General features: G+C 37.2%; 18 protein-coding genes. 7 read left to right on the top strand and 11 right to left on the bottom strand.

Annotated elements, in window-relative coordinates; translation table 11 throughout:
• Nucleotides 1–5 precede the first annotated feature (5 nt).
• The 5 genes from AC5YGI_RS03195 to AC5YGI_RS03175 form a co-directional block, all read right to left on the bottom strand.
• The gene (locus tag AC5YGI_RS03195; RefSeq protein WP_496167501.1) at nt 6–446 is read right to left on the bottom strand and encodes a MarR family winged helix-turn-helix transcriptional regulator; all 441 of its coding nucleotides are present in this window, start codon (nt 444–446) and stop codon (nt 6–8) included.
• A 112-nt stretch (nt 447–558) separates the two neighbouring features.
• A complete protein-coding gene (locus tag AC5YGI_RS03190) occupies nt 559–3,792 on the bottom strand; it encodes a M1 family aminopeptidase (RefSeq protein WP_496167500.1) in 3,234 nt (1,077 codons plus the stop codon).
• A gap of 2 nt (nt 3,793–3,794) precedes the next feature.
• The gene (locus AC5YGI_RS03185) at nt 3,795–4,667 is read right to left on the bottom strand and encodes an ABC transporter ATP-binding protein (protein ID WP_496167499.1); all 873 of its coding nucleotides are present in this window, start codon (nt 4,665–4,667) and stop codon (nt 3,795–3,797) included.
• 229 nt (nt 4,668–4,896) lie between these two features.
• The gene (locus AC5YGI_RS03180; RefSeq protein WP_002980904.1) at nt 4,897–5,100 is read right to left on the bottom strand and encodes a helix-turn-helix domain-containing protein; all 204 of its coding nucleotides are present in this window, start codon (nt 5,098–5,100) and stop codon (nt 4,897–4,899) included.
• A gap of 1 nt (nt 5,101) precedes the next feature.
• Nucleotides 5,102–5,617 carry a DUF2975 domain-containing protein gene (locus AC5YGI_RS03175; protein ID WP_496167498.1) on the bottom strand — a complete coding sequence of 172 codons (516 nt, stop codon included), beginning with the start codon at nt 5,615–5,617 and terminating at the stop codon, nt 5,102–5,104.
• 194 nt (nt 5,618–5,811) lie between these two features.
• Between AC5YGI_RS03175 and AC5YGI_RS03170 the strand changes: the two genes are divergently transcribed.
• On the top strand, nt 5,812–6,297 hold the full coding sequence (locus tag AC5YGI_RS03170; protein ID WP_496167496.1) for a TfoX/Sxy family protein: 486 nt from the start codon (nt 5,812–5,814) through the stop codon (nt 6,295–6,297).
• Between the two features lie 189 nt (nt 6,298–6,486).
• On the opposite strand, the gene AC5YGI_RS03165 is transcribed toward AC5YGI_RS03170, so the two are convergent.
• Genes AC5YGI_RS03165 through AC5YGI_RS03155 form a run of 3 tightly spaced genes read right to left on the bottom strand, consistent with a single transcriptional unit; the run spans nt 6,487 to nt 9,111 of the window.
• Complete coding sequence (locus AC5YGI_RS03165; protein ID WP_496167494.1) at nt 6,487–7,551, bottom strand: nucleotidyltransferase domain-containing protein; 1,065 nt, start codon at nt 7,549–7,551, stop codon at nt 6,487–6,489.
• Between the two features lie 32 nt (nt 7,552–7,583).
• A complete protein-coding gene (locus AC5YGI_RS03160; protein ID WP_496167492.1) occupies nt 7,584–8,315 on the bottom strand; it encodes an ATP-grasp domain-containing protein in 732 nt (243 codons plus the stop codon).
• A 49-nt stretch (nt 8,316–8,364) separates the two neighbouring features.
• Nucleotides 8,365–9,111, bottom strand: coding sequence for a nucleotidyltransferase domain-containing protein (locus AC5YGI_RS03155; RefSeq protein ID WP_496167490.1), 747 nt, complete (start codon nt 9,109–9,111; stop codon nt 8,365–8,367).
• 435 nt (nt 9,112–9,546) lie between these two features.
• Between AC5YGI_RS03155 and cobT the strand changes: the two genes are divergently transcribed.
• On the top strand, nt 9,547–10,554 hold the full coding sequence (cobT, locus tag AC5YGI_RS03150; RefSeq protein WP_496167489.1) for a nicotinate-nucleotide--dimethylbenzimidazole phosphoribosyltransferase: 1,008 nt from the start codon (nt 9,547–9,549) through the stop codon (nt 10,552–10,554).
• A gap of 56 nt (nt 10,555–10,610) precedes the next feature.
• Here cobT and AC5YGI_RS03145 read toward each other — a convergent pair whose 3' ends face one another.
• A complete protein-coding gene (locus tag AC5YGI_RS03145) occupies nt 10,611–11,603 on the bottom strand; it encodes a hypothetical protein (protein WP_330745595.1) in 993 nt (330 codons plus the stop codon).
• Between the two features lie 182 nt (nt 11,604–11,785).
• Between AC5YGI_RS03145 and AC5YGI_RS03140 the strand changes: the two genes are divergently transcribed.
• Both AC5YGI_RS03140 and AC5YGI_RS03135 read left to right on the top strand, forming a co-directional pair.
• Nucleotides 11,786–12,568, top strand: a complete 783-nt coding sequence (locus tag AC5YGI_RS03140; protein ID WP_330745596.1) for an adenosylcobinamide-GDP ribazoletransferase — start codon at nt 11,786–11,788, stop codon at nt 12,566–12,568.
• Nucleotides 12,553–13,107 carry a histidine phosphatase family protein gene (locus tag AC5YGI_RS03135; protein WP_330745597.1) on the top strand — a complete coding sequence of 185 codons (555 nt, stop codon included), beginning with the start codon at nt 12,553–12,555 and terminating at the stop codon, nt 13,105–13,107. Before AC5YGI_RS03140 ends, AC5YGI_RS03135 begins: the two co-directional genes overlap by 16 nt.
• 331 nt (nt 13,108–13,438) lie before the next feature.
• Here the strand turns inward: AC5YGI_RS03135 and AC5YGI_RS03130 are convergent, their stop codons facing one another.
• Nucleotides 13,439–15,193: a hypothetical protein gene (locus AC5YGI_RS03130; protein WP_330745598.1), complete on the bottom strand. Its 1,755-nt coding sequence runs from the start codon at nt 15,191–15,193 to the stop codon at nt 13,439–13,441.
• 324 nt (nt 15,194–15,517) lie between these two features.
• Complete coding sequence (locus AC5YGI_RS03125) at nt 15,518–16,900, bottom strand: RtcB family protein (protein WP_330745599.1); 1,383 nt, start codon at nt 16,898–16,900, stop codon at nt 15,518–15,520.
• A 155-nt stretch (nt 16,901–17,055) separates the two neighbouring features.
• Here AC5YGI_RS03125 and AC5YGI_RS03120 point away from each other — a divergent pair, with 155 nt between their 5' ends.
• The 3 genes from AC5YGI_RS03120 (at nt 17,056) to AC5YGI_RS03110 (ending at nt 18,718) form a co-directional block, all read left to right on the top strand.
• Nucleotides 17,056–17,391 carry a HopJ type III effector protein gene (locus AC5YGI_RS03120; protein WP_227944084.1) on the top strand — a complete coding sequence of 112 codons (336 nt, stop codon included), beginning with the start codon at nt 17,056–17,058 and terminating at the stop codon, nt 17,389–17,391.
• 65 nt (nt 17,392–17,456) lie between these two features.
• Entirely contained in the window at nt 17,457–18,476 is a 1,020-nt protein-coding gene (locus AC5YGI_RS03115; protein ID WP_330745600.1) for a helix-turn-helix transcriptional regulator, read from the top strand.
• Nucleotides 18,477–18,580: 104 nt separating this feature from the next.
• The gene (locus AC5YGI_RS03110; protein ID WP_167348772.1) at nt 18,581–18,718 is read left to right on the top strand and encodes a hypothetical protein; all 138 of its coding nucleotides are present in this window, start codon (nt 18,581–18,583) and stop codon (nt 18,716–18,718) included.
• Nucleotides 18,719–18,843 lie beyond the last annotated feature (125 nt).

The raw sequence follows: 18,843 nt of genomic DNA, 5'->3' as shown, positions 1-18,843 counted from the left end.
GCGTTTTACTTTTTAGGGTTGAGACAGTTTTCTGAAATTTTCAGTAAAGCTGAATACATCACTTCCAGTTCTTCATTGCTGATGCCCTTTAAAGCTGTTTTTCGGTTCTTTTCTACGATATTCTGAACCTCTTTAATCACTTTTACCCCGGAATCTGTCACTTCCAGCAGGGTTTTTCTTCGGTCTTCAGGATGAACTTTTCTGATGATGTATTCGGATTTTACCATTAAATCAATCATTCTCGTGACAGAAGCATTGTCCTTAAAAACCAGATCACCAATTTCATTCTGGGTAATTCCCGGGTTTTCCAGAACCGCTTTGATGATAAGCCATTGATCAATAGTGATCGTGTAACCATACGCTTTCAGCTGGCGCTGAGCATAGTTTCTGTAAGATCTGATCGCTTTGTCTATGTTGTAGAATATGATTGAATTTAATTTTTCCATATTTTCAGATTTAAAATGATGTATCAATTATTGATATGTCAATTAATTAGTAAATCATCATTTTATTTTGTTACAATTCCTGAAAAAATATTTTCAAAAAAATTAAAAACTGTTACCGGATTCTTTGCTTCTGTGCTTTTACAGAAGCAGTTTTAGACCCTGAAGTAAAAGTTATATTTTCTGTGGTTTTGAATAATCTGTCGATTTGCTTTCTGGTGGAAAGATCCGGAGCAACGTTGTAAAACTCATTGATCAGATCCAATGAACCAGGTTTTTTGGGATATTGATTGTTATTGAGGAAATTTTTCAAAGCCAGGTTCACTTTCTCTTCACCGATTAAGTTACTCAATTCTACCATTGCGGCAGCTCCTTTGGAATACGAAATATGGGGAACATCTCCGGTTGCTTTATAAATCGGAACATTTTCAGACAGTCCTTTTTCATTGTCATAGATCTGCTGATGTACGTTGATTCTTTCCATCATTTTTTCTCGACCATGCATTTTTTTGTAGAGCATCATTTCGGTATACATGGCGAGGGTTTCGGTTAGCATTACAGAACCTTCTCTGTCATCGGGGTCGATCTGGCTGTTGCCCCACCACAGATGAGATAGTTCATGGCCTGCCAGTTCATTGATGACATCCTGTTTTTTATCGGCTTGAATGTTGGCGTGAAAAATCATATCTTCTGGCATAAAAACAGCAGAAGGATAGGCTGTCGCGGCAAAACCTTTGGTAAAAGAAGAAATCTCCGCAAAATTGATGCTTTTAAAAGGATATTGTCCAAAATTCTGCTGACAGTAATCTAAAGTAAGCTTTGCATTTTCAAGGAGGTGATCCACATTCTCAAAGTGTTTCTGATGATAAAAGAGATTGATGGAAATTCCTTTATAGTTCACGCTTTTGATCTTATATTCAGCAGATGAAACGGCAAACCGGAAAGGAATCTGATCGGCTTTATACTCGAAATAATTACGACCAGATTCTGACCATTTTCTGACAAGGTCTCCTGTTCCAATGGCTGTCTGTTTCTTTTCGGTGGAAATCATCATGGTAAGATTGATAAAATCCTTTTTTGAAACTTCAGGAGCTTCAGGTTTCTTCAGCTCAGTAAGTTTTCCAAGCTTGAATTTGCTTCTTTGTTTTTCATCCTGAATTTCATTATCCTTCTGATATCCAATTGTTGGATAATATCGGCTGATTCTCATAAAAGACCCGTTTTCAATAATGGCATTGAAAGACTGGTGTCCGTTGACCGCAAACCATTGATAAGATAATGTAAAATCAAGAGAAGCAGTCTTGCCCGGTTGAAGAGGCTTTTGTAATGAAACTTCTGTAATATGGTTATTAATTTTTGAGATTTCAGTACCACACTTTATCACAGCAGATTCCAGTTTTAAATCCTCATTAAAATTAATCAGAACCTTATTGATAGGTTGATTGGTTTGATTTTTAAGGGTATATTTTCCTATAATCTGATAAGCATTGCTTGAAGGATACAGTTTAATTTCTGTCGCAATATCGGTGATATCCGGCTGTGGAAGTTTTTCATATTTTCTATAGTTTTTTTCATATGCTGCCGAGCTTAGAATAGCCTGATCTTCATTTTTGGGAATATAACCTTTCATAAACAATACTCCGGCAAAGATTCCTGAGATGAGCAGAATGATACTGAAGCCAGATGCAAATACAGGAACTTTTTTAATTTTTATAATACTGCTGAGCATCCATAAAATACTGATAATTCCCGTTCCGAATAATAGTCTTTGAGCAAAAGCTTCTTCATAGATTCCATAGCCGTTAAACTCACTGTAAGTCCCTTTAAAACCTGAGAATATCCTGAAAAGAGGGTAGGAGATTAATTTCCCTGAAACCGGACCTGATACTATAAAAATGGCAAGGATGGAAACTCCAAGGGCTATAAATTTATTGGGAATTCTGTCATTCATCAAAAGAATCAATCCGGAAAACAGCATCAATGGGAAAGTATTGAAAAGAAAAACACCAAGATAAGCCTTCCAGTCTATATGAAAATATTGATAAGCCATTTGAAAAATAATTCCCTGAATAATTAAAATTCCGGTAAAGAAGAACAGCAGAAAGCTGATGGAAAGAAAATGTCCGGTTAATCGGTTTTTGGAAAAATAAGTGCTGTTTTCAATCAGAGAAAATCCTGATGAAGAACTTCTCCAGTAAACATCGTTTAAAAAATAAGCGGAAATAAGAAGTCCAAGCAAATGAAAATTCTCTGAAATGGTGGTCGCCATAAGTCCTGAACTCGCATACTTCTGCGGAAGACGGATTCCTTTTTCAATTTCGGCATACATTTCCATTCCCACAGAGAATAATAAAAGAATAGATACAGCAGGAACGGCAATACTTTTAAACAAATAGGTAAGATCCGTTTGGGCAAATGAAAGTACAGATCGAAAAGAACTCCATGCATTGAATCTGGGTGTAACAGTGGAGTATTCTGCTCCATTTGTTTCCGAAAATATAAGAGTTTTTCCTGATGTTTTTACTTTCTGTCCGGAGGTATTGGAGAAAGAAAATAATCTGTGCGAAAGCAGAAGAATTCCAGCAGATATAAAAAAGAATAAAATTCTGTTAAACAAAAGATAACCAGAGAAAGGAATCATTTGGGTATTTTTCTGTTGAGCAGTCAAATCACGGGCTTCCATAAAATAAGCGGATAATCCAAAAGGATCTATTAAAGCCGAAAACTGTTGTGTTTCCAGTGACTGGGGAAGACTTCCCGCCATAAAGGGTGAATTGGAAAACAGCAGGATAATCATGTAAAAAACATACAGAAGCAGTCCACCTACTACAACCAGCAGTTTTTTCCTGACAATAAATGCAATGAGAAAAAGAAAACTGCAGACAAACAAACTGTTGATAAAACCGAATATGAATATAGGATATAGATAATGGACAATGTTAAAACTTTCCTGCATTTCACTTCCGGTCCGCATCATCTGACCTATGATAAATCCTGTCATTAGGAAACAAAAACTTAAAAACGTCTGTAAAAAATAGATGGAGAATTTTCCTTTCAGATAAGTAAATTTTGAAAAAGGAAATGAAAACAGAATACTGTCAAATTTTGAATCCTGATCTTTAAAAAGCAGCTGCAAAGCATAAACCGTAGCGAAAAAAATCACGGCAAGGCTCAGCATTCCGGTCATAAAACCAATGGTGTAGGGAGAGTTTAAATAAATCCCTTCTCCCACTGAAAGATTGAACTGGTTTCCACAAAAGATGCCCATTCCTATTAAAAGTAAGGCCACAAGATAGGTGAGCCAGTGCTGGGAAGAGCGTCCGGCTTCAAATAAAAATATCGTATTCATGATTAAGGTTTTTGGGTGAGTGTATGGAAGTAAACGTGCTCCAGCGAAGGGGTTACCGGACTGAAGTCTTTCGGAGGTTCTTCAGAAAATACAGTGATGTGAAGTTCTCTTTCCAAAAGCTGTCTGCTGATGATTTCATAGTTTGAATGGTAGCTTTCCAGTTCATTTTTGTCAATGGGTTTTGACCAGATTCTGTTGTCCAGCTCTGCAATGAGTGTTCCCGGATTTCCTTTTCTGAGAATTTGCCCATGGTTCATCACTGCCATTTCTGAGCAAAGGTTTCTGACATCTTCAACGAGATGAGTAGACAGAATAACAATAACCTCCTGACTGATATCATTGAGAAGTGTATTGAAGCGGTTGCGTTCCTCAGGATCCAGCCCTGCAGTAGGCTCATCTACAATGATGATCTTCGGATCTCCCAATAAGGCCTGGGCAACACCGAAACGCTGTTTCATTCCCCCAGAAAAGGTATGGACTTCTTTTTTAGCAAAATCAGAAAGGTTGACTTTTTCCAGCAAGCCCAGAATTTGTTTTTTACGTTCGTTTTTGTCGGTAATCCCTTTCAATACGGCAATATGTTCCAATAGATCATACGCGGAAACTTTTGGGTATACTCCGAAATCCTGTGGGAGAAATCCAAGATTCTGTTTAATATAATCAGGGTTTTTGGCGATGTCCACTCCGTTGAAAAGTATTGTTCCGGAGGTTGGTTTCTGAAGTCCGACAATGGTTTTCATCAAAGAAGATTTTCCGGCTCCGTTGGGACCAAGAAGCCCGAACATACCGTTTTTGATGTCGAGTGAAATGTCTTTAATCGCCTGAAATCCATTTTTATAGGTAAGGCTAAGATTGTTGATGGTTAATGTGTTCATAACGTTGTGTTTGGGGAATAGAAGGACAGGCGGCCATATGGCAGCAATTTTAGAAGTTAGAAATGGCTTGAAGCTGAAGGTAGGAAGCTAGATGCTGGAAGCTAGAAGTTAGAAGTTAGAAGTGGAAGTGGAAGTTTTACAGATCATTCTCAAACGCTCTCACCCTCAAACTCTCCAACCCCGCAACTCGCATCTCGCAACTCCTCGCAACCCGCATCCCGCATCCCGTTTACTCTTTAAATTCAAGAATATCTCCAGGCTGGCATTCCAGGATTTTACAGATGGCTTCAAGGGTATCGAAGCGGACACCTTTGGCTTTGCCGGTTTTCAGGATAGAGAGGTTCACGGGGGTGATACCCAGTTTTTCTGCCAATTCTTTACTCTGCATTTTTCGTTTGGCAAGCATCACATCTAAGTTGACTATAATTGGCATTTTAAATAAATAGGTCTTGTTCGTTTTGCAAATGTAGTCCTTGCTTAAAGATATTCGCAAGAAACAGGCAGAAAATTCCAAGCATAAAGTGAATAAACACCAATCCCCATATGATACTTTCTACTTCCACAAAGAAACTCGCGACAATAACCAGTGGAAGGGGAATGAAAATATTATACAGGTAAAATCTCTTAAGCTGAATGATATTTTCCTGAGTAAACAGTTTCTGTTGGAAAAACACTTTGAAAACCCTGGCAGATAACCAGAAAAAGATTCCATAAGTGATAAGCACCAACATAAAGGAAAAGATCATATAAGGATAATTGTTTTCGATATTCAGAAACGGTTGTTCTGTAAACGGATAATTGATGTGAAGGAACTGTCCTTCTTTATAAGGCGTGACCGCAAATCCGCTCATCAGACAGAATAAGGAATACCCAAAAGTGATCAGATATCCGGCCGAAAGTAAGGCACAGATATAAAATAAAATCCTTGAAATAATTTTGGTCTGGTTCATGGTATGAATTGTAATTACTATTGCAAATGTATAATTAATTATCGTAAAACAATAATTTATTTAAATAAAATTTTAATTTTTAAATTCTGAGATCATCAATAATATTAAAAAAATAACGTGTTAATCACAGTTTTTAATTAATTTTAATATAAAAAAGTTGATCAACTTATCCCTTTAATTAATACTCGAGCTTAATGATTAACAAAGGTTTTCTTATTGATACCCTTCGACAGGCTCAGGGTGGCAAACCGGAATACCAGCCGAAATTTTTAAGCGTTGTCAGGCTGAGCTTGTCGAAGCCATTATTATTAAAAGGGATAAATCAAAAAATTGAAATCATGGCTTACAGTACAGAACTTGCCGACCGGGTACGTGAACGGCTTTCAATGGAAAATAATATAGAGGTCGAGGAAAAGAAAATGTTCAGCGGACTGTCTTTTCTGGTGAACGGAAAGATGTGCATCAACATCAGTCATGATAACCTGATGTGCCGCTACAATCCCGAACTGGAAGATGAGGTTTCGGAAAAGAAAGGCTTTCTCCCAATGATCATGAAAGGGAAACAGTTAAATGGCTATTGCTATGTAGAACCCATCGGTTTTCAAAAAGCAGATGATTTTGAGTATTGGATTAAAATATGTTTGGATTATAATCCCGTGGCGAAGGCGTCTAAGAAGTGAGTTTTCGGGTTTGAGTGTTTGAGAGTGGGAGCGTTTGAGGGTAAGTGAGTGTGGTGGAGAGGTACGGGGTGCGAGTTTCGGGGTTTGATGGTGTGGATGAGAGTTGCGGGTTGCAGGGTACGGGGTGAGAGTGTTTGAGAGTGGGAGTGATGAAGTTCATCAATCCCACCATTCATCATTCATCATTTATCATTCACGAGTATACAGTTTTTCTCTGATCCGAATTAATATTTTTGTGGTTTTCTCCAGGTCCGGAGCGTCGGGTAGAGTGGTGGTAGAATAATGACTTTCTATGGATTCTATCAGGTTTTCTGCCTTTTGCAGGACGTTTTCATACGACTGGTTTCCAGCTTTGATATCTAACAGTTCGTCACGGTTATCAACACAGATTGTCAGTGACCCGGTTTTAAAAATCTGTTCACAGGACTGCAGCAACCGGATGGTGTGCATCATATTCTTGCTGTCGTAATTCTGTCCGTGAGTCTGATTAACGTTGTAACGGTCTTCATTACGCTCAGCCACCCATTTCCAATATTCCCTGTAATCTTTGCAATACACGGAATACGCATCAAGATTGCAATACAGGTAAGCAACCGGTTTTTCCTCTTTAGGAATCGATGATAAGGAAACCTGATTTGCTTCTTCATTCTGAATAATTCCTTTATATCCCAATGTCCCCGATTCATCATAAAATAAAGCATACATTCCCTTGGTATGATCAATGTTTATCAATCCGCAATTTTCCTGTGAGAGGCCATCCTCATCCAACCATTTTTTCAAGGGTACAGAACCTTGTCCTTCCAAAATAAAACAGAAATCCAGGATTGATTTTCTTTCTTTATCAATCGGATTGACAATCTTTTTATTGAGACCTTTTGCCTTTTTAATCTGGGAAACAGCGTAACCTGCAAATGTATCTTTGCATAGTTTGGATAGGAAATCTTCTGTTTTCAATAAATCCATCAGTGGATGTTTGTACAGAATACAATCCTCAGGACTGGCCAGAATTTCCAGAATATTAGGATTGTTTTTCTGAAGCAGTTCTACAAATCTCCCGATTTCATAATACGTAAGATCATTCGTTTCATTGGAAATCTGCGGAATATAGTTCAGTCCAAAGAAATCTTCCTTCGGCAGATAATACACCCCGCGGATATCCGTATCAGAATTCTCCGTCGCCAGCCCAAAAGCTCTGCTTCCGGAAATGGCTTCGAAGAGGAGGAGGTTTTTGTTTTTTAGGTCTTGGATGGTCATTTATAAAATCAATATATATGTATTTTTGAGATCTAATTTTTAATGCAACTGTTTAAAATTACTTCCAAAGCTTTTTCTGCATCGCAGGCATACAACCCGGAACACCATGCAGGATTTGCTTCAATTAAAGCCCAGCCTTTTCCTTTAATAATCCCGAAATCCAGAACGATTGCTTTTGGAAGTGTTTCAGCATATTGTGTAATAAACCTGCCGAAAAACTCAAACAAATCTTTTTGTTCCGGTTCAGAAAGCGGGTTGGTGTCGAAAGTATCATTTCTCCAATAAGAAGAATAAGTTTTAATTTCATTATTCAAAACAAAACATCTAACCTCAAGTTCCCATTCCACTACTTCTGAAGTGAAAACCATACTTTCCAGATCAAGTGTTTCAAAGCCTTTGATATTTGTAACTTTATCGAAAACTCCTGCTTTAAAGCTTTTAAAATCCGAACATTTGATAAAAATATTTTCTTCATGTACGAAGTCTTTCAACTTTCCGTAAACAATTTTCCGTTTTGTAAATTCTTCTGAAATGTTTGAGAGCCAGTTATCATTGGGCTTTGTTAATGTTAGATTACATTGCTCTGCTACAATTTCTGCATAAATATCTTCACCATAGACTGCTACTACATCCGCGCGAAATTCCTCCGGAACATTCCATTTTGCATTGAAACGACTCAGTTCATAAGAAGAAGTGAGCGATGCTTTTTTCAAATTATTGCTATCTTCCGTATACATGGGAGAAAGAGCGATTATATTTTTCATCTGTATCTTTTATTTTTTTTTATGTAAAATAAGCTTTTTATGTTATTTTCTATTTTAATATCTCCCTAAAAACCCTCTCCATCTCACCTTTATCCGCCTTTCCTCCTGATAAACCTTTCGATTTTTCTTCATTATCTGCTATCGTTTTCTCCAGAAAATCAAACAGTTCCCAATCGTTCGGATGGTAGTAAGATTCTCCTTTGGTGACTTTTAAGGCAACGAGATCTTCTATTTTCCGTCTGGTTTTGTTATCTGTTAAAACAAGCAACTCACTGAACAGTACAGGAGGAACCGTTCCTTTTTCTATGATCCATTTTCCTGTTAATGTGGTTCGTAAACAATAAAAATAACTTTTTAATTTTACTTCATCACTTCTACAGGCTTCCAGATATTTCTTGCTCATGCTCAGATAATGATAAGAAACCGCTACCGGAGAAAAACAGGCATCAGCCAAAGGTTTAAAGAGTTCTACAAACCTTTCATCCGCTTTATATACGATAGGAGAATAGAACCAGCTCAGTAAAGCCGCATTTGACTTCAGCAAAAGATGAAACGTCTTTCTCAGATCCCAGCCGGAACCATCCAGATCATCTTCTGTCATAAATTCTATCGTTTCATCCTTATCCCAGGGAGAAAGATACCAGTCTTTGTTGTGACGGTATATAAAACGTATATCATAATCACTGTCAGGAGACGCAAAACCCCAGGCTCTGCTCCCTGATTCTACGGCAAGAAGGACTTCCACGCCCCGTGCTGCTTCTATTTCTTTTATTTTTTCAAGTATTTTTGGTGTCATTGTTTTTGTATTTATGATGCAAAGTAAAAGATGAAGTGCGCAATGTTCTTACGTTGTTTTTTTGTTGCGGGATCCGGGTTTCGTGGGGGTGGGTTTTAGGGTTTGAGTGTGGGAGAGTTTGAGAGTTGCGGGGGTTCGGGTTGGTGAGTAAGTGAATATTGAGGGCTAAAATTTTTTGACTTTTGAAAATTGGGCGTTAAAAAAATAAATTTTGTGAACGTTAAGAAAATTCTCCTGTCTGAGTGCGACGAATATATTGATACAAAAAAGTAATAATGAATTCGCACGAGTTTAGAATTTTTAGAGAACACATTTTATTTTTAGCTCAATTTTCAAGGTCTTGACCTTTTGTTTCTTTTGTGTCAAGACAAAAGAAAAGACTCATTGAATTTTACTAATATTGCACTTTTCCATTTAACATAACTATAAACATCCATGTTATCATCAGAATTACAGCATAAAATTGATTTTAAAACAAAACCGTTAGGCGCATTAGGACATCTTGAACATATTGCCCACAAAATCGGAATGGTTCAGAAAACCACTTCACCACAGTTATTGAATCCTCATATGGTAGTTTTTGCGGCCGATCATGGGATTGCTGCTGCAGGCGTCAGTGCCTATCCACAGGAGGTCACCTATCAGATGGTGATGAACTTCCTTGGCGGAGGTGCTGCCATTAATGTTTTTTGCAGACAGAATGGTATCAACATTAAAATTGTAGATGCAGGAGTGAACTTTGATTTCCCGGAAGGACTGAATCTCATTGATAAAAAAGTAAGAAAATCCAGCCGTAATATTCTGGAAGAACCTGCCATGACTCCTGAAGAATACCATCAGGCGCTTAAAAACGGAAAAGCAGTGGTGAATGATATTGCTAAAAAAGGCTGCAATATCATTGGCTTTGGAGAAATGGGAATCGGGAATACCTCCGCTTCTTCTTTGATGATGAGCAAGCTCTTTGATATTCCGATTATCCATTGTATCGGACGTGGAACGGGACTGAATGACCATCAGCTAGACAATAAGGTCAGTATTTTAAAAGAAGCTATTGAAAAATATCCGGCTGAAATGACTGAGGATGAAATTGCCCAAACATTTGGCGGATTAGAAATTGCCCAAATGATTGGAGCCATAGAAGAAGCTTATCATCACAATATGCTGATCATGGTAGACGGATTTATCGCAACAGTTGCTGTAGCTACAGTCTGGAAAAAGAATCCTGAAGTGTTGAACAACTGTATCTTCTGTCATGTAAGCAATGAAAATGCCCATCCTCAGTTGCTGGGGTTAATGAGAGAGCAGGCTATTCTTAATCTGAATCTACGCCTCGGAGAAGGTACAGGTTGTGCATTGGCTTATCCGATTATTCAGAGTGCGGTTAATTTCCTGAATGAAATGTCAAGCTTTGAAGATGCTCATATTTCCAACAAATCATCTTAGTTTTATACAATAAAAGGGGCAATGAAGCCCCTTTTATTGTATAAAAATGAAAAATACTAGTAAGTTTTAGCAATATCTTTCCCTGTAAACATCATTCGTACGGGCTTATGTTGAATAGCATCCGAATTGAATTTATAGGTGTTAAATATCTGCATAGATGGAATATATCTGTATAACCCATCGTCAACCAAATATATTTTGCCATCATTGGTATTTTGTACAAGTTGGGTCGAAGAAGTGATATCAGCTCCTCTTTCTCCGGTGTATTCTTCTATATTCACTTTAGAAATCAGATAGGCTTTGCCCTGAACAGCAAACAGATTATTGATTACTGCAAAGGATTCAATACGTCTCAGGGTACTTTCAAATACGATGTAAAGACTTCCTGTACTGTTATCCTGGAAAAATTCTCCGTCACGGATTCTAAAATCTTTAGGTGGTGAATCTTTAAGGTAGAATGCAATCCCTTCATAAGCATAGCCGTCTTTTCCATCTCCCAATTCATTTTTATCTCTGGTGTAGAAGTGCGTCTTTTTATCACCATTGAAATACCTGTAAATCGGAAAACTTCCCGGCTCGTCACCATTATAACTGGTACCAAGGTTGCTTTCTTTCCAGTTGCTTTGTCCATTGATCTCATTAGGATTGGTTGTTAATACCTGATCATTAGTAATGGTATTGAACCATGCTGAAATTGCCGGGCCAGGCCCATCTGCAGAGCCTATTAATCTTTCCAGATAATAATAACTCAATCCTGAATATGATTTTGGAAGCATTTCTACCCGAGGAGAGTTAATGTACAAATGTTTTTTAGTATCGTTACTGTAAAACCCATAAATAGGATTAGTTAAAGAGAAAAATTTAGTCCAGATTCCTGCAGGAGGAGGAGTTGGGGTATCAGGAGTGTCTCTGAAGCCTCCTTTCGCTATTATGTTATTGCCGGATGCATTTAAGGCTTGGGCTTCATTTAAATTGTCCAGTTCATCACCGGGAGCCGAGCAGCTTACGATGGATATAAGACATAATCCAACGAAATACGCTTTTTTCATTTGTTATTTTTTCATGGTTATTAATGGAGCAAAAGTAAAAATACTTCAGAGATAAAAAGGACAGATTTAAGGTGATAAGATTCATGTTTTTAATTTTTTTCATTGATCTCTTTATCATTGTTAAAAGCTTTCCTAATTTTACGAAAATTGATTAATCCAGTTTTTGTATTAAAAAAGAACAGATGAAAATTCTCAAGAATGAACTGATTTACTTTGCTACGGCGTTAATGTTTTTCACAAGAATTCCGGTTCCGTTTACCATCCCGTACTCCAGTGAGATTATGAATAAATCCCAGAAATATTTTGCCTGGGTAGGCTTGATCGTAGGGTTTATTAACGCTTTGGTTCTTTATCTTTCTACACTGCTTTTTAATCTTGAAATCGGGATTGTTTTAATGATGATTTCTAATGTTTTGCTGACCGGAGCTTTTCATGAAGACGGCTTCACAGACATGTGTGACAGTTTCGGAGGCGGATATGGAAAGGAAAAAATCCTGACGATTATGAAGGACAGTCGGGTAGGAGCCTATGGTACAATAGGGATCATATTGCTTTTTGCTTTAAAATTTTATAGTATTCAGACCCTGGGAATGAGTAATCCGGTGGGCGTTTTACTCATTGTTATTTTAGGGCATACGGTAAGCCGTTTTATTGCAGGAACGATGATCTATACTCACCAGTATGTTACCGATATTGATGTAAGCAAATCAAAGCCTTTAGCCAATAAACCGTTGGATAAGATGGCGTTGCTGGTAGGATTTATCAGTGTTTTAATTGCATTTGCCCTGGTTCAGGACTGGCATTTGATTTTTGCTTTTGCTCTCGCGTATGTGGGGAAAATCTATTTGGGCTGGTATTTTAAAAAACATATCGGAGGTTACACGGGAGATTGTCTGGGTTCTGTACAGCAGGTTTGTGAAGTTTTATTTTATTTAGGAACAATCATCGTATGGAAATTCATCTGATCCGTCATACTGCTGTAGACAATCCGGAAAACCGGTGTTATGGTTTTGCGGAAATGCCTTTACGTAAAGATTTCACTGAAGATTTTACAATGTTGAACCTTGATGATAATTATGATGTAATTATTTCAAGTCCTTCTCAACGTTGCCGTCTTTTAGCTGATTTTTTTAAGCTTGATTATCAAACAGATGAAAGGCTTCGCGAAATGAATTTCGGGAACTGGGAAATGAAAAAATGGACGGATATTCCAGAAGAAGAAATCAATCCGTGGTACAAAGATTTTGTGAGTGTAAAAGCATCAGACGGTGAAAGTCTTCTGGAAATGCAAAAACGCGTTCTCAGCTTCTGGAATGAATTCATTCAAAGAAAAGATCTGGAAAAAGCACTTATAATTACGCATGCCGGAGTTATTCGTCTGATCTTTCAGGCGGTGCTTCAGTTTCCATTGGAGAATATGTTTGCTGTTCAGATTGATTATGGAAGGAAAGTGATTATTCAAGTGAATGAAGGAGTTTTTTCAGTGAAGAAGGTGAATGTATAATTACGGTAAAAGTTTTATTCAATAGGAACGGACTTTAGTCCGTCTGTTAAAGATTACACTTTGCAGGCTGGATTCCTGCGGAATGACAAACTGTGTGGATAGACCATCATTCTAATTGTATCGTTCCGTCGGAATCCAGCCACAATCCTGTAAAAAACATACACAGAAATAGTACAATCCCCACCATTCTCCCAACTGAATATGTGAAAATTTCCCTCCCCGCAGGGATGGCGAAAATTCAAAGAATTTTTGACGGGGTGGTTCTCAACATTTCCCTAACCATACCATTATAAAAAACGCCACCCGATACCATCAGATGACGCCATAGAATTTATTTAAAAATTCTGATAAAACTATCTTTTTCCAGGCTTTCCAGTGAGAAATCAAAATCAGCTTCCGCTTTTTCTGTCGTAATCTCACCACCAAGCTCTTTGATAAGCTCATTGAAAGGCATCGCTTCATACCATTGCTGGTATAATGCACTTGTTGCCATTGCAGAAATCTGGCTATTTCCTGAAACATGAGCATGTCCGGCTCCGAAATTCAACAGTACGAAACATTGTTTTTCATTCTTTGTCACCAGCATTCCCAGAATCATTTGCTTCTGAACAGAATTACATCTGGCTTCAGCAAAGAGATGATTAGGATTCATCATATAATCGTAGGAAATATCATCCCCTTTTCCGATCACAATTTTATATCCGCAGTTCGCATCTCCGCTGAAAACGTTGTTCATAACAAGGGTTGGCTCACAAAGACCTTTATTGGCATAAAGATATTCAACCGCACCGTTGGGAGCAGACGTCATATCTCCTGAATACATCAATTGTCCGTTACCATGGTTATAAGCGGCATTCCAACCTATTTTTCCTGCGATGTTCAATCCTGAAAGATCAAGGTCATTGGCACCCCATTGGTTTTCCCAATAAATACCTACAGCCAGCCTATCCGCATAAAAACGGGTTCCGGTAGGAATATTTCCAACAAACATCTTTTCAGAAGTTGGCAATGCGAATTCTATATTCTCAGGGAAATAGAATTTCTTTCCGGATAGGTTTTCATACTTCAGTTTCAAAAAGTCCAGAATGAAATCATAATTGAACTGATTCACGTAAGTTTCCTTACCTTTTTTAGTCCATGATTTTCCGTTTCGGATTCTGTAAACAAATGTATCCTGACCGTACATTCTTGAGTAGCATGCTGACAATGCTTTGAATAATGCAAACGGTGTCGCATTTTCCAGCCAGTGCCAATCGCTGTTTTCCAGTAATGTATTGGTAGCATCGTTCAGTGGGTTTGAAACCAATGGTTTATGATGAACCTTAGATAACTTTGATATTTTATTGATCGCTTTGGGTGCTCTGTTTTTATAAGCCAGAAATAATGGTTTGAATCTGTTGAAAATTTCCGCCATTTTTTCCATTCCAAAGCTTTCAAAAAGATATGTCGGATTGAAATTACTCTGCTTGATTAAATTAATCAAATCATCATTTTTGATTAAAAGCGTAGTGTTCGTCGTTTTATAAATGACATAACGCAAGAATTCAACAGGATTTTCAGGGTAAATATCATATAAGTCAGCAATTTTTATAATCGCTTCTTTATTTCTGATGTTTTCTTTTCCTGTAAAATCATATTCCAGCTCCGTATGTAAAATAGAAAGCAAATCATCAATGGTTTCTTCTTTTAAAGCAATTCCTGATCTTAAAAGAGCAAGACATTTTTCCTGCATTTCTTCCACAGAGCAGGCTTTGATAACTTTAAAAACCAGCTTCATATCAGGAACATCCAATATTTCATCGGGAATATAGATTTCACTTTGGAAATTACTTCCATACGTTGACATATAATGGGTGATCTGTTCAATCAATAAATCAATTCTGGAAGCTTTTTTTATTTTCTCCCAGGATTTATGAAAGGTCTTATTCAAATCATTTCCATTTAATTTTTCCTTTGCATAAAAAGAGATGATCTCATTTTTTGCCCATAGAGCATCCGGTTCAATCATGAAACCATCATCGGAAATAAATGGTTTTTCATCAGATTTTCTGGCCAGTACAGCATTGAATAATTGTAGTGTTTTCATTGTTTTAAGTTTAAAAAATAAGTGAGGAGTAGATTCATTAAAAGTGAAGGGTATAGGAACTCCTTTTACCTATAGTTTATAAAAAGCGGGGAGTATTTTTCCAAAAAATATAGGAACTCCCTTTGCCTTATAATTTGTAAAAAGGCGGAAAGTAAATCTGGAAATATAGGAACTTTCTTTGCCTTGAATTTTTTTTAAATAACTTTTTAGTGCTGTGAAATTTTGGTTATTGTTTTTGTTCAAACCTAACGGGTTTCTAAAACCCGTTAGGTTTGAATAGTAAGCAAGTTTTTAAATAAGTTTAAACAATTTTAAACATAAAAATTATGCTTTTCTGAATTTCTTCTTTTTCTTCCATGGAGCATTCTTCTGAACATCTCCTGCCATAATACATCCGTAAGGCATCACTTCATCCAGAACTTCACAAAGTCCGTATTCTTCTATTTGTGCTCTTACATTCTTCGCACTTTTATAAGCGCTCGGAAGTTCAGAAATATCAATCTCATTGGAATAGAAACGGATATCTAATCCTGCTGTTTCCTCATTGAAGATCTCCTCGGTCGTTTTATGAGCCAACGATCTCTTATGCTGGCTTCTGCTGAAATTTCTTCCTGCGCCGTGCGGAGCAAAACCTAAGTTTCTTTCATTGGTCTTTCCCTGAACAATCAATACCGGTTCTGCCATATTCAACGGAATCAGTCTTGGTCCGGTGATATCAGGCATGAACTTATCATCCAGCGGAGTAGCTCCTTTTGCATGATAGAACAGGTCTCCATCTCTGAAAACGAAGTTATGTTCGTTCCAATACCTGTTTTCCTTCTCCATTTCCAGCTTATTCAGCACGGCATCATGAAGGGAAGTATGATTTTCTTTGGTCCATTGTCTTATTAATTGAAGGGCTTCCCAATACGATTTACCTTCATCTGTATCATAAGGAATCCAGGCGTTTTCTCTTAATGTTTCAGGGGAGATTTCCTGTCTGAAACGGTTGGCGGTCTTCATTCCTTTATCATATAAGGCAGCACCCGGAGCTCTTGATCCGTGATGGGTTACCATCATTGTGTTTCCGGTATTTTTGGAAATTCCAACGAAAAGGAAATGGTTTCCGTCTCCCTGGGTTCCCATATGAGAACGGGCGATACTGATTAGTTTTTCATCATTTAAGAACTTATTTTCTCTGAAAGCATCCATCAGTTCCTGAGACATCGGCATCTGTTCGCCTCTTGGTCTTCCTCCGTATCCGAAATGAGTGATAGAATGTGCTGCATCCAGGACATCTTTAGGATTTGTCTTTCCAAAATCCGTCAGCATCACTGAACAGCAGATATCGGCGCTATGGAATCCCGGGTGAATGGCATTTTGAGCCACGACCACTCCTCCCACCGGAATCTGGCCTTCAGGACCTGTAGGGCAGGCGTCCGGCATTAAAGCTCCGCCAACCAGAGTGGGAGTTTTCATCAAAACTTTCATGGTTTTGATTACTTTGTCCACATTATCATTTTCACTTTCGTGTTCTGCACGTATATTGATTATAAAATCTTTAGCTGTTTCATGAAGCGGAATAAGATCTGGCTGTTTGAACTGTACCAGATATTCTGCGATCTGATGTTCATCCAATTTATTCTCGTTGATATAGGTAATGGCATCCTTAAACCATTTTGCCGGTCTATATCCTAATTCGATTAAATGATTTCCATTAAATTCCATATTGTTTCATTTTGATGATGCAAAGTAATATCATTATTGCGCAATAGTTTTGCGTAGATAAAGAAATTTTAATTATTTTTACAAAAATTTATTAAAAAGACGAAAAAGCACATTGGCAGACTCGTAAACATAGTATAAAATAAAAAACAAGGCTCATGGTATTATTAGAACAATTAAAACATTTCCCGGAAACCATCCAGTTTAATGATGTGATCGCTCATATTGATGAGCATTATGAATTTACTCCTACTGCATTTCAAAACGGTGATACCACCAACCAGGCCGGACAGAACAACGGTTCATGCAAGGTTTTCAGTTTTGCAAGCATTAAGGATCTGACAAAAGAAGAGACACTTTGGCTGTTTGGTGAGTTTTACAGAGAGGATGTCCTGAAAAATCCTGAAGGAACTGATCATCAGAATATCCGGAACTTTATGAAATCCGGCTGGGAAGGAATTACTTTTGATGCCAATGCTTTAAAAGAAAAATAATTATAAGAAAAGAGCAGACAAAAGTAATTTTTTATTTAAAACACCCAATCATTAAACACTAAGGTATGTCATCCAATAAAAATGCTCTGATCAGGTATAAAACATTAGATAAATGTCTTAAAAATAAATACAGGAAATACACGCTTGAAGATCTCATTGATGAATGCTCGGAAGCATTGTTTGAATTTGAGGGAAAAGAATCTTTTGTAAGTAAGAGAACCGTTCAGCTTGATCTTCAGAATATGCGGAGTGAAAAATTCGGGTATGAAGCTCCTATTGAAGTTTACGAAAGAAAATACTACCGTTACAGTGATCCGGAGTACAGCATTCATAATATTTCTGTGAATGAAAGTGATCTGAAAGCAATGAACAATGCAGTTCAGATTTTAAAACAATTTAAAGACTTTTCTATGTTCAAAGAAATGAATGGAGTGATCCAGAAACTGGAAGATTCTATTCATGCCACCAGCCAGAAATCTATTATTCATCTGGATAAAAATGAACAGTTGAAAGGGCTGGAACATATTGATATTCTGTATGAAAGTATTGCTAATAAAAAAGTACTGAAGATCCTTTACAAAAGCTTTACGGCAAGGGAATCCAATATTTTTACAGTACATCCGCAGCTGCTGAAGGAATTCAACAACCGCTGGTTTCTGATCTGTCTTTACAAACAGAAAATGTACAATCTGGCACTGGACAGAATGGAAAGTATTGAAACAGATGACAGTATTGTATATATTGACAAGGAGCTGGATGGCGATGAATACTTTAAAGATATTGTTGGGGTTACTGTTTCAGAATCAATGGATCCAAGGAATGTAGTCTTTTGGGTAGATTCAGGAAATGCCCCTTATGTGAAAACAAAACCGCTTCATAAAAGTCAGGAGATCATAAAGGAAGATCATGAGGGAACTCTTTTTAAAATATGTGTTCAGATTAATTATGAACTGGAAAGGCTCTTACTTGGATTTGGAGACTCTCTGATTGTACACAAGCCTAAAAAACTACGGCTGAAGATGGAGGAAAAATTCAATGCAGGATGTAAAAACTATCAGAGTCTGGTTGTTCCTGAGGAAAACTAACTTATTTAATGTGCAATTCATAAAGCGTTATTGCAGATTATTTATTTTGACATTTTATCTTGGCTTGGAAATTGTATTATTACCTTAACAATACCAAATTAATTATGAAATCAAGAATATTTAAAGCATTAATTGCAATCATAGCACCACTGGCGATAGAGTATATCGTTAAAAAAATATCTGAGAAAATAGATAAAAAACAGGAAGAGAAAGAGAACGAAAAAAAGCAGATTACGGCTTAAACGTAAAAGTAGTTTACATTTAAAATTATTGAAAAGAGACTGTCATAACCATGCACAGTCTCTTTTTTTGTTGGTAATGGATCTTTTTAATGAGTGCTGAAGACCACCCCGTCAAAAATTCTTTG

The organism is Chryseobacterium sp. CS3K3.1, assembly GCF_059515165.1.
This window is presented reverse-complemented; position numbering and strand designations above follow the sequence as displayed.

What these genes read in the sequence shown, in the direction of transcription:
- AC5YGI_RS03195 (WP_496167501.1), bottom strand. Translation starts at nt 446, where the DNA reads ATGGAAAAATTAAATTCAATCATATTCTACAACATAGACAAAGCGATC.
- AC5YGI_RS03190 (WP_496167500.1), bottom strand. Translation starts at nt 3,792, where the DNA reads ATGAATACGATATTTTTATTTGAAGCCGGACGCTCTTCCCAGCACTGG.
- AC5YGI_RS03185 (WP_496167499.1), bottom strand. Translation starts at nt 4,667, where the DNA reads ATGAACACATTAACCATCAACAATCTTAGCCTTACCTATAAAAATGGA.
- AC5YGI_RS03180 (WP_002980904.1), bottom strand. Translation starts at nt 5,100, where the DNA reads ATGCCAATTATAGTCAACTTAGATGTGATGCTTGCCAAACGAAAAATG.
- AC5YGI_RS03175 (WP_496167498.1), bottom strand. Translation starts at nt 5,617, where the DNA reads ATGAACCAGACCAAAATTATTTCAAGGATTTTATTTTATATCTGTGCC.
- AC5YGI_RS03170 (WP_496167496.1), top strand. Translation starts at nt 5,812, where the DNA reads ATGATTAACAAAGGTTTTCTTATTGATACCCTTCGACAGGCTCAGGGT.
- AC5YGI_RS03165 (WP_496167494.1), bottom strand. Translation starts at nt 7,551, where the DNA reads ATGACCATCCAAGACCTAAAAAACAAAAACCTCCTCCTCTTCGAAGCC.
- AC5YGI_RS03160 (WP_496167492.1), bottom strand. Translation starts at nt 8,315, where the DNA reads ATGAAAAATATAATCGCTCTTTCTCCCATGTATACGGAAGATAGCAAT.
- AC5YGI_RS03155 (WP_496167490.1), bottom strand. Translation starts at nt 9,111, where the DNA reads ATGACACCAAAAATACTTGAAAAAATAAAAGAAATAGAAGCAGCACGG.
- cobT (WP_496167489.1), top strand. Translation starts at nt 9,547, where the DNA reads ATGTTATCATCAGAATTACAGCATAAAATTGATTTTAAAACAAAACCG.
- AC5YGI_RS03145 (WP_330745595.1), bottom strand. Translation starts at nt 11,603, where the DNA reads ATGAAAAAAGCGTATTTCGTTGGATTATGTCTTATATCCATCGTAAGC.
- AC5YGI_RS03140 (WP_330745596.1), top strand. Translation starts at nt 11,786, where the DNA reads ATGAAAATTCTCAAGAATGAACTGATTTACTTTGCTACGGCGTTAATG.
- AC5YGI_RS03135 (WP_330745597.1), top strand. Translation starts at nt 12,553, where the DNA reads ATGGAAATTCATCTGATCCGTCATACTGCTGTAGACAATCCGGAAAAC.
- AC5YGI_RS03130 (WP_330745598.1), bottom strand. Translation starts at nt 15,193, where the DNA reads ATGAAAACACTACAATTATTCAATGCTGTACTGGCCAGAAAATCTGAT.
- AC5YGI_RS03125 (WP_330745599.1), bottom strand. Translation starts at nt 16,900, where the DNA reads ATGGAATTTAATGGAAATCATTTAATCGAATTAGGATATAGACCGGCA.
- AC5YGI_RS03120 (WP_227944084.1), top strand. Translation starts at nt 17,056, where the DNA reads ATGGTATTATTAGAACAATTAAAACATTTCCCGGAAACCATCCAGTTT.
- AC5YGI_RS03115 (WP_330745600.1), top strand. Translation starts at nt 17,457, where the DNA reads ATGTCATCCAATAAAAATGCTCTGATCAGGTATAAAACATTAGATAAA.
- AC5YGI_RS03110 (WP_167348772.1), top strand. Translation starts at nt 18,581, where the DNA reads ATGAAATCAAGAATATTTAAAGCATTAATTGCAATCATAGCACCACTG.